8 protein-coding genes are annotated in these 12,466 nt (G+C 70.8%); 5 read left to right on the top strand and 3 right to left on the bottom strand.

The features are described 5' to 3' along the window. Window positions 1-32 precede the first annotated feature (32 nt). Complete coding sequence (locus ACFQ7Q_RS29805; protein ID WP_383560360.1) at window positions 33-2,294, bottom strand: RICIN domain-containing protein; 2,262 nt, start codon at window positions 2,292-2,294, stop codon at window positions 33-35. After that, on the bottom strand, window positions 2,291-3,574 hold the full coding sequence (locus tag ACFQ7Q_RS29800; protein ID WP_383560358.1) for a ricin-type beta-trefoil lectin domain protein: 1,284 nt from the start codon (window positions 3,572-3,574) through the stop codon (window positions 2,291-2,293). The genes ACFQ7Q_RS29805 and ACFQ7Q_RS29800 overlap by 4 nt, the downstream gene beginning before the upstream one ends. Before the next feature lie 484 nt (window positions 3,575-4,058). On the opposite strand from ACFQ7Q_RS29800, the gene ACFQ7Q_RS29795 reads away from it, so the two are divergent. The 5 genes from ACFQ7Q_RS29795 to ACFQ7Q_RS29775 all read left to right on the top strand — a co-directional run bounded on the left by ACFQ7Q_RS29795 (window position 4,059) and on the right by ACFQ7Q_RS29775 (window position 11,329). Beyond that, entirely contained in the window at window positions 4,059-4,535 is a 477-nt protein-coding gene (locus ACFQ7Q_RS29795; RefSeq protein WP_383560357.1) for a hypothetical protein, read from the top strand. After that, a complete protein-coding gene (locus ACFQ7Q_RS29790) occupies window positions 4,535-5,923 on the top strand; it encodes a hypothetical protein (RefSeq protein WP_383560356.1) in 1,389 nt (462 codons plus the stop codon). Before ACFQ7Q_RS29795 ends, ACFQ7Q_RS29790 begins: the two co-directional genes overlap by 1 nt. Then, window positions 5,920-7,326 (top strand): VWA domain-containing protein, encoded by a 1,407-nt coding sequence (locus ACFQ7Q_RS29785; RefSeq protein WP_383560355.1) that lies wholly within the window; start codon window positions 5,920-5,922, stop codon window positions 7,324-7,326. The genes ACFQ7Q_RS29790 and ACFQ7Q_RS29785 overlap by 4 nt, the downstream gene beginning before the upstream one ends. Before the next feature lie 89 nt (window positions 7,327-7,415). Then, entirely contained in the window at window positions 7,416-8,537 is a 1,122-nt protein-coding gene (locus ACFQ7Q_RS29780) for an AAA family ATPase (RefSeq protein WP_383560354.1), read from the top strand. Beyond that, entirely contained in the window at window positions 8,534-11,329 is a 2,796-nt protein-coding gene (locus tag ACFQ7Q_RS29775) for a hypothetical protein (RefSeq protein ID WP_383560352.1), read from the top strand. Before ACFQ7Q_RS29780 ends, ACFQ7Q_RS29775 begins: the two co-directional genes overlap by 4 nt. 115 nt (window positions 11,330-11,444) lie before the next feature. On the opposite strand, the gene ACFQ7Q_RS29770 is transcribed toward ACFQ7Q_RS29775, so the two are convergent. Continuing rightward, window positions 11,445-12,431: a glutathione S-transferase family protein gene (locus ACFQ7Q_RS29770; RefSeq protein ID WP_383560350.1), complete on the bottom strand. Its 987-nt coding sequence runs from the start codon at window positions 12,429-12,431 to the stop codon at window positions 11,445-11,447. Window positions 12,432-12,466 lie beyond the last annotated feature (35 nt).

Here is a 12,466-nt window from a genome sequence, read left to right as displayed (position 1 = left end):
GGCCGGGGCGCCGCGAGGCGCCCCGGCGCGCCTCAGGGGTAACTCACCAGGTTGGCGACATTGGTCGAGGAATTCGACGGTCCGCCGCGGTCGTTGATGACATGCCGGATGGTCCCGGTGCCACCGAGGGAGACCGTGACCATGCTGCGGAAGCGGACACCGGGGTGCTGCGGCGCCTCGAACGCCCGCTCCGCGGCCACGCCGGGGTTGACGTTGAAGAAGCAGTAGCTCCCGAGCCCGTACGCCTCATGACTCGTCACCGAGTCCGCGACCTTGTAGGCGGCATAGCCCTGGGTCGAACCGTTCATCCAGGCGGCCTGGTTGGGCGGGTCGTACGGCATCTCGTTCTGGTAGAAGTACGTCCGGCCGCCGTTGCCGTTCCAGATGGTCTGGTGCTTCTGGTAGTGCTCGACGAACAGGCCGTACATGGTCACGTCGTCGCCGTTGACGATCAGGCCCGTGTCCGCCGTGTTGGTGTTCCAGCCGATGCCCGTTCCGTGGTCACCGCGCCAGATCCACATGTGGTCGCCGATGACGTGGTCGCTGTTGACGACGAGGCTCGTGGTGGCCTTGCCCACCGCGGCGCCGCCGACGCGGAAGTAGACGTCGTGGAGCGAGGTCGGGTTGGCCGCGTGGGACGCGGCGGATCCCGGCGGCCCGATCTCCACCAGCGTCCGGGAGTTGACCGTCCCGGCGTCGAAGAGGACGCCCGCGATCTTCACGCCGTCCACGTCGGCCACGGTCATGGCGGTGACGCCGCCCTCCGGGATGAACGTCGCCAGTCCGAGACCGAGCACGACGGTGTCGGGCCGGGTCACCTTCAGGGTCTGGTCGAGTCGGTAGACGCCGGGGGTGACGAGCAGGTTCTTCCCCTCGGCCAGCGCGGCGTTGATCTGAGCCGCGGTCGCCCCCGGCTTCACGACATGGAACCGGTCGATCGGGAGCGAGGTCCCCGGGGCGCCGCCCGCGGCCCAGGTCGTGGCCGTCGAGTCGGCCCGCACCCCGGGTACGAAGACGCGGTAGGCGCCGTTGCCGTCCACGTACAGGAAGGGCTTCTCCCGGACGGTCGGCGTGCGGTCGACGGTCGTGTGGGGCGGGTTGGGGAAGCTCGTGCCCGGGACTCCCTGGCTGCCGACGAAGACCATGTTCCAGTTGGAGCCGGTCCAGCTGCCGAGCTGAGAGTTGCGGGTCAGCCACTGCTGCTGCGTGCCGGAGCGCACCTGGCCGTCGATCTTCGTGTCGGCCATGAAGCCGCCGCTCGACCATCCGCCGTCGCTGAGTTCCAGGTTGCCGCGCACATGCATCCGGCGGTACGAGGACGCCTGCGAGACGGCCCAACGGTCCGTGCCGCCCGTCGGGTTCACCGAGAGGTTCTCGGCGCCCCGCCAGAAGTTCTGCGTGGCGTTCTGCGGCGGGAACCAGTCGGCCTCCACATGGACGGCCCCGTTGATCGTCACCGAGTCCGGGGACTGTCCGAGACCGAGGACCTGGGTGTAGAAGCCGACGTTGACATCGTTGTTGTACGTGCCGGGCTTGAACAGCACCGCGTGGCGCTGCGGGCCGAACTGGTTCGTCTCCTGCTGCCTGAAGATGGTGTCCAGCCGGCCCTGGATGGTGGCCGAGGGCATGGAAGGGTCGAACACGGCCACGTTCGGGCCGAGATCGACATCGCCGGGCGACGTGCTCACGGGGGTCACCTGGAAGCGCTGGGCGGCCGTGCCGTTGCAGGTGTACTGCACCAGCTGGACGCTGTCGGCGGTCGACGCGGCGGGCACGTCCAGGCACTTGCCACTGTGCCGGTTGACGAAGCGGTACGCTCCCCCGCCCTCGTCCACGGCCTGCCACTGCTGGTTGTTCCCTCCCCCGTACGTCCAGAGGTGGACGGCGGCGTTGTCGGCGCTTGACACGTCGCTGACGTCGACGACCTGGGCCGTGTCATTGCGGTTGCCGATCCGCACATGGCCGTCGGCGGTCGGCGTGATGGTCCACTGCTGCGCGGTCGTGCCGTTGCAGGCGTACTGCTGCACGGCGGTGCCGTTCACCGTCGCGGCCGCCCGCGCGTCGAGACACTTGCCGCTGCCGCTGTTGACGACGGTGACCCAGCCGGTCGGGGGCGCGGCGAGCGGAGCCGCGGCCGCTGCGGGGCCGGCGGCCGTCGTGGCGGGTCGGGACGCCGTCGCCGCGGGATGGACGGCCAGGGTCGCGCAGACGACGGTCGCGGCGCCGAGCAGCGCGGTCAGCGGGCGGGGGGTGCGGTGACGTGGGGCGCGCAGGCTCCGGGAGTAGCCGGTCATCGGGTCACCGTCCACTTCTGGTTGGCGCCGCCGGAGCAGGTCCAGATCTGCAGCCGCGTGCCGTTGGCGGAGCTGTTGCCGGTCGCGTCCAGGCACTTGCCGGCCTGTGGGTTCACGATGTCCCGAGCGGCGTTGGCGTCCCAGCGCTGGGCAGCTGTTCCGTTGCACTCCCACAGCTGGACCACGGTGCCGTCAGCGGTGCCGCCGGAGGCGACGTCGAGGCACTTGCCGAGGGCCCGGATCGTTCCGTCCGTTCCGACGGTCCACCGTTGGGCGGCGGTCCCGTTGCAGTCGTAGAGCTGGACCGCCGTGCCGTCGGCCGTGCCGGCGGCGGCCACGTCGACGCACGTGCCCCCGATCCCGGTGATGGGGCCGCCGGTGGTGGGGCTGTCGGCCGTGGTGACGCGGACGTGGTCGACGACGAGCTGCTGGGGGAAGACGGTGGAGCCGTCGGGGTCGCCCGGCCAGTAGCCGCCGACCGCCAGGTTGAGTATGAGGAAGAACGGCTTGTCGAACACCCAGTTCCGTCCCCCGAGGTCGGCCGGGGTACGGGTCTGGTAGACGGTGCCGTCGACCGACCAGGTGATCCTGCCGGGCGACCAGTCGACCGCGAAGGTGTGGAACGCGTCGGCGAAGGCCTGCCCGCCGGGCAGCGTGTACGCGGCGCCGATCCCGCCCGCGCCGGAGTATCCGGGGCCGTGCAGGGTGCCGTGAACGGTGGACGGCTCGAAGCCGACGTTCTCCATGATGTCGATCTCGCCCGAGTCGGGCCAGCCGACCTGGCCGAGGTCGTTCCCGAGCATCCAGAACGCGGGCCACATGCCCTGTCCGCGCGGGACCTTCATCCTGGCTTCCACGTGGCCGTACTGCGCGGTGTACTTGCCCGCGGTGTTCAGCCGGGCCGAGGTGTACTCGCACCGGCCGTACCAGCACTGGTAGTTGCCTGGGTTCTCCTTGCGCGCGGTGATCACCAGGTGGCCCTGGCCGTCGAGAGCGGCGTTGCGGTTGCCGGCCGTGTAGTACTGCCGCTCGTGGTTGTTGACGTTGTCGCCGGTCTCGACCTGCCACCGGGATCCGTCCACGGCGGAGCCCGCGGGCCCGTCGAAGTCGTCGGAGAAGGTAGCGGCGGCCGCCGCGGCGGCGGGCCGGAGCGCGGCGCGCTGGTCGAGGGACGCGGAGGCGCCCGGCGCGGGACCGGCGATTCCGAGGCCGAGCGCCGTGAGGGCGAGGGCCGCCGCGGCGGAGGACAGCAGGCGCCGTGGTGAGCGGGAGGAGTGCATGACTCTCTCTTCCGTCGGGTGTGGGGGACGCGCCGAAGGTCATGCCCATGACATTCAGCGGCAACGGGCGGGGCCGTCCCGACGGCGCGGGACGCCGGACCGCTTTGTTGCACCCATGATTTAAGGAGTGAACTAAGAGACCCGTCAAGGGTTTTGGTATGGACCTGTGCAACCTCCGTGGACTCCTCCCGCTCAGGGACCCCGGTGCCGCGGTTGCGGCGATCCAGGGAGAGGGGAGCGGCGGGCCCTGCCGCCGCCGGACCGACGGGCCACCGGACCGGGCGTCCCCAGCGCCCGGAAGCTCGGCTCCCCCGCAACCGGGCCGGTCGGTCGTGTCACCCCGACATCCCGCGCCCGGTGCGATGTCAGTGGTCGCTACTAGGTTCTTACTCGTCCCGCCGTTCAGGCGTGGGCCTTCCCTTACCCCTCCCATGCCCTGAGGAGATCTGCGTTGTCCCACTGGGAGACTTCGAGTCTGACGCGGGTGCTGCAGCCCGCTCGCCCACGGAAGCTGGCCAAGGTTCCGTTCGTCGAACTGGCCGACGGGCGCCTGCAGGGTGTGGTGTCCAGCGGATCGGACATCGCCCGGGTCTACGTCTCATCGGTCGCCGTCGGCGACTACGCCTACTCGTGCAGCACCAACAACAACCGGCCCTGCGGCGGCGCACGGGGCTCCTTCTGCAACCACATCCGCGCCCTCGTCGGCGAGGCGGTGCTGCAGTACGGAGCCGAGCGTGTCGCCCGGTATCTGAAGGTCGATCCCGCCGACGAGCAGCTCGACGCGGCAGGCGTGACCAGCGCCATGTCCACCACCCGCCCTTCCCCCGCAGCCGGCGGAACGGCGGCCGCGGCACCGGTGTTCAGCCGCTTCCTGCGGCATCTGTCCTACCTCGAACTCCAGGCGTCGACCGTGCCGTTGCCGGAGATGCAGTGGTTCCCGCCGACCCGAGAGGTGGCTTGATGCACGCCGACCCGCTCACCGAGCCGGTTCCCGGCCTCGAAGAGGCACTCGCCGCCGTCGACGGGTTCGACGCCCTTCTGACCGACGGCCTCCTGCGCCCCCGGGCCGCTCAGGCCGGTGACCTGTTCGCGTTCGCCGACGCCGTCGCGGGCACGCCGCTGGCCACCCGAGTCGGCGAGGCCGCCGAGAAGACCGCGGCGGGCGCCGCCGGTGAAGAGCATTTCGTCGCCCTCGCCGCCGCCCGGACCGCCCTCCTGGGCTCCGTCCACGACGCGCTCACCGAGCGGGTGCACGCGGCAACGGGCCGGACGCCCGCCGAGGACGTCCCCCGACCGGCCGGCGGCGGTGATCCGGTCAACGTGCTGGCCGCCGCCCGGTCATGGCTCTGCGACCTCGCGCGCACAGGCTGGCGGGGGCTGGACCACGAGATCGTGTCCGGCGCCGCCCCCGTGGTCTCTGCGATGCTGCCGGACCCGTCACTGCGCCGACTGGCCGTCCTGCTCGACGGTCTCGCCACCGAACTCGCGGCCTGCTGTCCTGGTGCGGCGCTCGAGCGGGTCCCGGTACGCCGCTGGGCCGACCTGTGGTCGCGCGCTCTGCTCCTGACACTGCCCGGAGCAGCCGATGTGGCGACCACGGACACCGTGACCGGTCGTCTTCTCCCGCTCGGCGTCGATCTGCACGAGCACGCGACGGCCGTGCAGGCACAGGTGCATGCCGTGCTGGAGCCGGCCGACGGAGGCACCGCCCGACTGGTGCGCGCCTCGGTCTCCGCACCCAAGCCGGACACCGTCGTCGGTGCGGGCCTGTGGCAACTGCTCCGACCGCACATGTCGCTCCTGGCCGCCGTCGGCGAGGGCGGGACGATGGATCTGGACGGGATGCCCGTCACGGCCGAGGGAGACCTGATCTGGGATGACGCCCTCGCCCGCACGGGCGGCCCGGCCGACCCCTTCGTCACCGCCCGCGTCGTGCTGCCGACGGCGGCCGGCGCCGCCCCCGCCCCGCTGGACCGCCACCCCGCCCGGATCGCCACCCCGGTGTTCCTCGAGGGTTACGCCGTCTCCCACGAGGATCACGGTCTGACGTTCACGGTCGCCGGCCATCCGCTCGCCGTCGACACCGACCGGATCCCGGCCGCGGGTCCTCTCACTCCGGAGAACGTCGCCGCGTCCGCGGCATGCATCGGCCTCCTGCGCTGGGACGCCGGAGCCTTCCGCGTCCAGCCACTCGCGGTCGAGACGACCGTGCGGAAGAAGAGCCTTGCGATCCACGCCGGGTCCTGGGCCGGAGGAACGACCGACAAGGCGGGCGTCAAGGGCGAGAAGGCCGCCACCGACGCCGTGGCCGTTCTGCGGGAGCGAGCGGGAAGGCTGTTGCGCGCATGACCGACCCCACTCCCGAGGCCCCCTTGGCCGACTCGGACGAGAACCGTCGCCAGGTGCTGTACTGGCGGTTGCTGGCGCGGCTGTTCGACGCCGAGGAGCAGCCCGGTCTGGAATCCGCGAGCCTCGCCGTCGTCGAGGACATCGGTCTGCCACCGGGCCTGCTGGACCCCCAGGCCTCCGTCGACTCCGTCGTGCAGCGCCACCCCGAACTGGCGGACGAGTTCGACGGTCTGATGGTGCCCGAAGACGGCGAAGGACCGCGCGACCGGGCCGCAGAGGTACGCCGCGCGGCACTGCTGTCGAAGGTCCTGCTCAACGTGTTCGCGTCCCCCTCCGGATCCGTCAGCGCTGGACAGCTCGCCGGCTGGCAGTCGGACGCGGGATGGCTGGAGCGTGCCCTCGGATGCCGACCCGGTGATCTGCGCGGGGGTCGCGCGGGGGCCGGCGGGCCGGGCGTCAGCCCGCATGGCACCGGCGGGCGCGGCGGTACGCCCGACCTGAGCCGGCTGATTCCGCAGATCGGGCCGGAGCTCGGCGCCATCGAGGCGGACCTCGTCAAGCGGATGCACCTGCGGGAGGTGCTGGCCGACCCGAAGCTCGCGTCCCGGCTCACGCCCAGCATGTCGCTGATCGAGCAGCTGTTGCGGGACAAGAACAACCTCTCCGGGGTGGCGCTCGCGAACGCCAAGGCACTGATCCGACGGTTCGTGGACGAGGTCGCCGAGGTGCTGCGTACGCAGGTGGAGAAGGCATCCATCGGGGAGCTGGACCGCTCGATCCCGCCCAAGCGCGTCTTCCGGAACCTGGACGTGAACAGGACGATCTGGAAGAACCTGACCAACTGGAGTCCGGAAGAGGAGCAGTTGTACGTCGACCGCCTCTACTACCGGCACACGGCTCGCAAGACGACGCCTCAGCGGCTGATCGTGGTCGTCGACCAGTCGGGCTCGATGGTCGACTCGATGGTGAACTGCACCATCCTCGCCTCGATCTTCGCCGGGCTGCCGAAGGTGGACGTCCACCTCATCGCCTACGACACGCAGGCCCTCGATCTCACTCCCTGGGTGCACGACCCCTTCGAGACCCTCCTGCGAACCCAGCTCGGCGGCGGCACGGACGGCACCGTGGCCATGGCGCTCGCCCAGCCGAAGATCGCCGAGCCCCGAAACACCGTCGTGGTGTGGATCTCCGACTTCTACGAATGGCGCGGTGAGGAACTCTTCGCCTCCATGGCTGCCGTGCATCGCTCCGGGGCCAAGTTCATCCCGGTCGGTTCGGTGACCAGCGCCGGGCGAGGCAGCGTCAACCCGTGGTTCCGGGAGCGGTTCAAGGACCAGGGCACGCCCGTGCTCTCCGGTCACATCCGCAAGCTCGTCCACGAGCTGAAGTCCTTCCTCACCTGAGCGTTCCCCCTCGCGCCGCCCCACGCCGGCGGCGCGCCCAGAGACCCGCGGCCCCGCGCCGCCTCAGACCCGCACGAAAGGCACCGAACATGTCCGACCTGCTGCGCGCCCCTGCCGAGATCAAGTACGCCGAGGAACTGGACTGGCTGGAGTCGATCGACGACAACCCCAAGCCGTTCTCCTGGCGTCTGTCCCCGAAGATGGTCCGGTTGTTCATCCTCGGCTCCGAGCGCGCCGACGGCCTCGACCGCGAGATCGCGCAGAAGTGGTTCGGCGACCGGAGCTTCGTCGAGCGCTCCATCGTCACCCTCGCCTCCGACCGCGGTCTGCTGCTCATCGGCGACCCCGGAACCGGCAAGAGCTGGCTCGCCGAGCTCCTGTCCGCCGCGATCAGCCGCAACTCCACTCAGGTGGTGCAGGGCACGGCCGGCACCACCGAGGACCACATCAAGTACTCCTGGAACGTGTCCATGGTCATCGCCAAGGGTCAGTCCCGTGAGTCGATGATCCCCTCGCCGATCATGACCGCGATGGAGACCGGTACCATCGGCCGCTTCGAGGAGCTCACCCGCTCCACCAGCGACGTGCAGGACGCGCTCATCTCGATCCTCTCCGAGAAGTACATCTCGGTCCCCGAACTGGACAGCGCCGGCGGCGAGAACATCGTCTTCGCCAAGCCCGGTTTCTCGATCATCGCGACCGCCAACAGCCGCGACCGGGGCGTCAACGACCTCTCCTCCGCGCTGAAGCGCCGCTTCAACTTCGTGCGCATCCCGGTCGTGACCAACAAGCAGAGCGAGACGGAGATCGTCCGCTTCCGCACCGAGGAGCTCCTGCGCCGCCACCAGATCGAACTGGACGTCCCGCCGAACCTGCTGGACGTCCTGCTGCAGAGCTTCGCCGACCTGCGCGCCTCTGCGACCGCGGCCACCAGCGACGACGAGAAGCTGGAGTCCGCGCTGTCCACCGCCGAGCAGATCGGCGTCCTGGAGGACGCCATCCTGCACTCCAACTTCTTCGGCGAGCGCGCTCTCACCGCCCGCACACTCGCCTCCTCCCTGGTCGGCTCCCTGGCCCGCCGCGAGCCCGAGGACCTGGCGATTCTCAACAAGTACCTGCACGGCGTCGTCGAGCCCCGCGGCAAGGAGGAGGGCGGCTTGTGGCCGGAGTTCCTCGACGGCGGCCGCGACGCGATCGCGAACCTGTCGTGAGCGGCCACCAGGAGGGGACCTTCGAGGCTCTCCGCGTCCAACTCCAGGAGGCCGCAGCCGCCTTCGCCGACGGCCCGGCCGCCCTGGAGGGCATCCTCCTCGGCCTCGTCGACGACGTCGACCGAGCCGCGCGCGAGCCGCTGGAGATCTTCCCGGTCTGCCACCACTCCCCCGCCTCCGCCCTCGCGATGGCACGCCGGCTGCGCGAGAAGCAGCCGAAGGTCGTGTACCTGGAGCTGTGCGAGGACATGACGCCCCTGCTCACCGAAGTGCGCAACTGCAGGCTCCCGGTCGCGGTCCAGGCGTTCGCGTCCCGGCTCGACGGCTTTCCGGAGGAGTGGGCGCCGCTCTCGGTGGTCGCCCCGATCACCGAGGCGTCGGCCGAGTACCAGGCGATCGCGTACGCGCTGGACACCCCGGGAGTGGAGCTCGTCCTCGTGGACCGCTCCTCGGACCACGTCTTCCAGTGGGACACGCGCCGAGGCCGCACGGAGACGGCCGGAGCGGACGCGCCGGCGCCCGAGGAGGAGGCCGCACTGCACGGCGACGCGGTCGGCGTGGAGATCGGCGACCTGCGGCCGCGGTTCGCCGAACTGGAGGAGCACCTGCTGCGGCACGGCCGGGTGCGGCACTGGTCGGAGTGGTGGCACCAGTACGTCGAGCTGCCGCTGGGTGACAGCGACCACGACACGTACCGCCAGGCCATGTTCCTGATCGGAAGCCTCTTCAGGCGCCTTGCCCCCGGGGACGCGGAGCGCGTACGGGTCGACGAGGACCGCGAGCGGTACATGTGGACGCGGATGCGCGAGCACCTGGCCGCGACCGGCACGGACCCGGAGGACTGCCTGTACGTCTGCGGCGCCTTCCACGCCGCCAGTCGCGTCGCGGAGTTCGGCGTGGACGGCGGCGACACCTTCGAGATCAGTCCCCGCACCGGCACCACCTGGCAGTACGGCTTGATCCCCTCGAGTCACGCGGCGATCGAGGCGCAGTTCGGGCTCGCCGCGGGCTCGGTGTCGATCGCGGCGACGGTGTGGGCGAAGAACCTCAAGCGGACCCGCGTCGAGCCCTTCCGGCTCGCGGGACAGGCGGGCGCGAAGAAGGCGCGGCCGAGGAAGACCTCGGCCGTGGCGAGCGTGACCAGCACCGAGCCGGCGGACATGCTCACCGGCTTCCTGCGACGGCCGCCGGTCCTGGACCGGCTGGACGAGGCCGAACTGCTCGGCTGGTCCGTGGACATCGTGCGCGCCGCCCGCCGCAACGGCTATCTCGCCTCGACCGCCGACGCCATCGCGGTCTTCGAGACGTCGATCCTGCTCGCCGGGATGCGGGACCGGGCCAAGCCCACCCCGTACGACTTCCAGGACGCGGCGGTCACGTGCATCGAGAAGGACACCGTGCCCGGGCGGCGGGACGTGCGCTGGCTCGTGGAGATCATGATGGGCGGGGACCGCATCGGGCAGGTCGGCTACGAAGCGCTGCCGCCCCTCGCCCGCGACGTCCACGACCGCCTCGCACCGCTCGGCCTGAAGCTCGAAGCACGAGGCGTGAAGCGCGCGCTGCTGGACATCGCCGGCCGTCCTGAACTGGAGCGCTGCTCCGATGTGCTGTGGATGCTGCGGTACCTGATGCCCCATGGCGCCGCTCGCCCGATCATGGGTGAGCGGACCCTCGGTGAGCGCCCGATCCAGGAGTCCTGGGACCTCGCCCTCGGCACCCACCAACGCGCCCTCATCGAACTCGGCTACGAGGGCGTCAGCATCGAGCAGGTCCTGGAACAGCGACTGCGCCGCGCGGCGTACGGACCGCAGGCCACCACCGCGACCGTTCTCCAGGCCGTCGAGGACGCGACCCTCCATCTGCGCAGCCGCCGTCTCGCCGACGAACTGGGCACGCGAGCCCTGGAGGTGCTCGCGGCCGAGCGGAGCGTCGACGGGGCGCCGGAGGTGCTCCGTCGCGTACGCCGGCTCCTCGCGTACTACCGGACGAGCGAGCCGGTGCTGCCCAGGTGGATCGAATCGTTCGTGAAGACGGGCTACGCGCACTACTGCACGCTGCTGCCGACCGCGTTCGCCGACGAGGACGCCGGCGTCCGGCAGGTGGCGGCGATGCTCGGCTTCCTGTTCAGCATGGAGACCCTGGCGCTCTCGCTCGGCTGCGACCGCACCCAGCTCGAACTCGCGGTCGCGCAGTCGCATCCGGAGGACCCGTCCAAGACCGCGCTGCTGTGGGCCTCGCAGACCCAGCTCGGAACCATGACCCGGAGCGAACTCAGGGAGCGCTGCGACGGCCTCCTCGACAACCCGCTGGCCCTGCCGACGTACCCGCGCTATCTCAGCGGACTGCTTCACGCCCTGGAGCCCGCGCCCGGTCTCACCGACTTCGTCGTGGAGGCGGTGTCGAACGCCTTCGGCCGGCTGCCGGACCCGGTACTCCTGCCCTGGCTGCCGACTCTGATCACCAGCCTGCGCTCCAGCGGTGCCGAACTGGCCCCGCTCCTCATCCGCGAGGCCGGACGGATCTTCCCTTCTCGACTCGCGGAGCTGGACAGTTGGGTGCCGCCGTGGCGGGAGACGCCACAGCCGATCCGCACCCGGCCGACGTCCGACCAGCGGGCCGGCCACCGCGCGATCCTGCTCGACGCCCATCCCGCGACCTGCGACGCGGTCGCCGCGCTCCTCGGCTGCGAAGGCCCCTGGGAGCCGGCCACGACCTGCCCCTCCGGCGTGGCCCTGGTGGGACGTCACCCCGCCACGGCAGAGGCCGTGGCGGCGCTGCTGACGCGGATCTGACGTACGCCGCGAAACGCGCAGGAGCCTGCCGGTCCACCCGGCCGGGGGCTCCTGCGCGCCGGCGTACTCCTGCCCGAGGAAGGCAGCGACCGACGAGCGGACGCTGCCGACCGGCTCAGGTGAGCGAGGGCACGCGTTCGGACTGCGGTGGCGGACCGGGCGGTGTGCCGTCGCCGAACGGCCGCCCGCCGAGAGCTTCCCGATCGTGCGGGGTGAGCCAGCCTTTCGGGTCCGGGCCCTCGGGAACGATCCCGGTCGGGTTGATGGTGTTGTGCACCACGTAGTAGTGGGCCTTGATCTGCTCGAAGTCGATCGTGTCGCCGAAACCGGGCGTCTGGAACAGGTCCCGCGCGTAGGCCCACAAGGCCGGCAGCTCGGTCAGCTTGTGCCGGTTGCACTTGAAGTGGCCGTGGTAGACGGCGTCGAACCGGACCAACGTCGGGAAGAGCCGAACGTCGGCCTCGGTGATGGTGTCGCCCACGAGGTAGCGCCGGCTCGCCAATCGCCGCTCCAGCCAGTCCAGCCGCCCCCACAGCTTCCGGTACGCCTCGCCGTACGCCTTCTGCGAGCTTGCGAAGCCGCATTGGTAGACACCGTCGTTCACGTCCTGGAAGACCTGTTCGGCCACGTCGTCGATCTCGTCGCGCCATTTCTCCGGGTAGAGGTCCGGCGCGCCCTCCCGCTGGTGGGGCGACCACTCGCTTCCCAGGTCGAGCGTCATCTGCGCGAAGTCGTTCGTCACCACCTGTCCTGTGGGAACGTCGACGATCGCGGGCACCGTGATGCCGCGCGGATAGCCGGGCTGTCGCGCGAAGAACGCCTCCTGCAGCCGCTCGATCCCCAGCACCGGGTCCCTGCCTCCCGGGTCCAGATGGAACGACCAGCTCCGCTCGTCGTGCAGCGGCCCGGCGACTCCCATCGACACCACGTCCTCGAGGCCCATGAGGCGCCGGACGATCGCCGCTCGATTCGCCCATGGGCAGGCCCGGGCGATGATCAGTCGATAGCGCCCGGGCTCGACGGGATAGCCGTCGCGGCCGTCGGCCGTGATCCGTGTCGTGATGTAGTTCCTGTCCCGCTTGAACTCACCGTCACCAGCCATGCTCCGAGCTTAGCCATCCTCGGCTCACGCGGTGA

Origin of the sequence: Streptomyces sp. NPDC056527 (genome assembly GCF_042794475.1) — a bacterium.
Taxonomy (GTDB): Bacteria; Actinomycetota; Actinomycetes; order Streptomycetales; family Streptomycetaceae; genus Streptomyces.
Note: the sequence above shows the minus strand (reverse complement) of the source record. Positions and strands in the feature narration are given on the sequence as shown.

Excerpts from the sequence above, each read along its gene's own strand:
- ACFQ7Q_RS29805 (WP_383560360.1), bottom strand. The coding sequence starts at position 2,294 with ATGACCGGCTACTCCCGGAGCCTGCGCGCCCCACGTCACCGCACCCCC.
- ACFQ7Q_RS29800 (WP_383560358.1), bottom strand. The coding sequence starts at position 3,574 with ATGCACTCCTCCCGCTCACCACGGCGCCTGCTGTCCTCCGCCGCGGCG.
- ACFQ7Q_RS29790 (WP_383560356.1), top strand. The coding sequence starts at position 4,535 with ATGCACGCCGACCCGCTCACCGAGCCGGTTCCCGGCCTCGAAGAGGCA.
- ACFQ7Q_RS29785 (WP_383560355.1), top strand. The coding sequence starts at position 5,920 with ATGACCGACCCCACTCCCGAGGCCCCCTTGGCCGACTCGGACGAGAAC.
- ACFQ7Q_RS29780 (WP_383560354.1), top strand. The coding sequence starts at position 7,416 with ATGTCCGACCTGCTGCGCGCCCCTGCCGAGATCAAGTACGCCGAGGAA.
- ACFQ7Q_RS29770 (WP_383560350.1), bottom strand. The coding sequence starts at position 12,431 with ATGGCTGGTGACGGTGAGTTCAAGCGGGACAGGAACTACATCACGACA.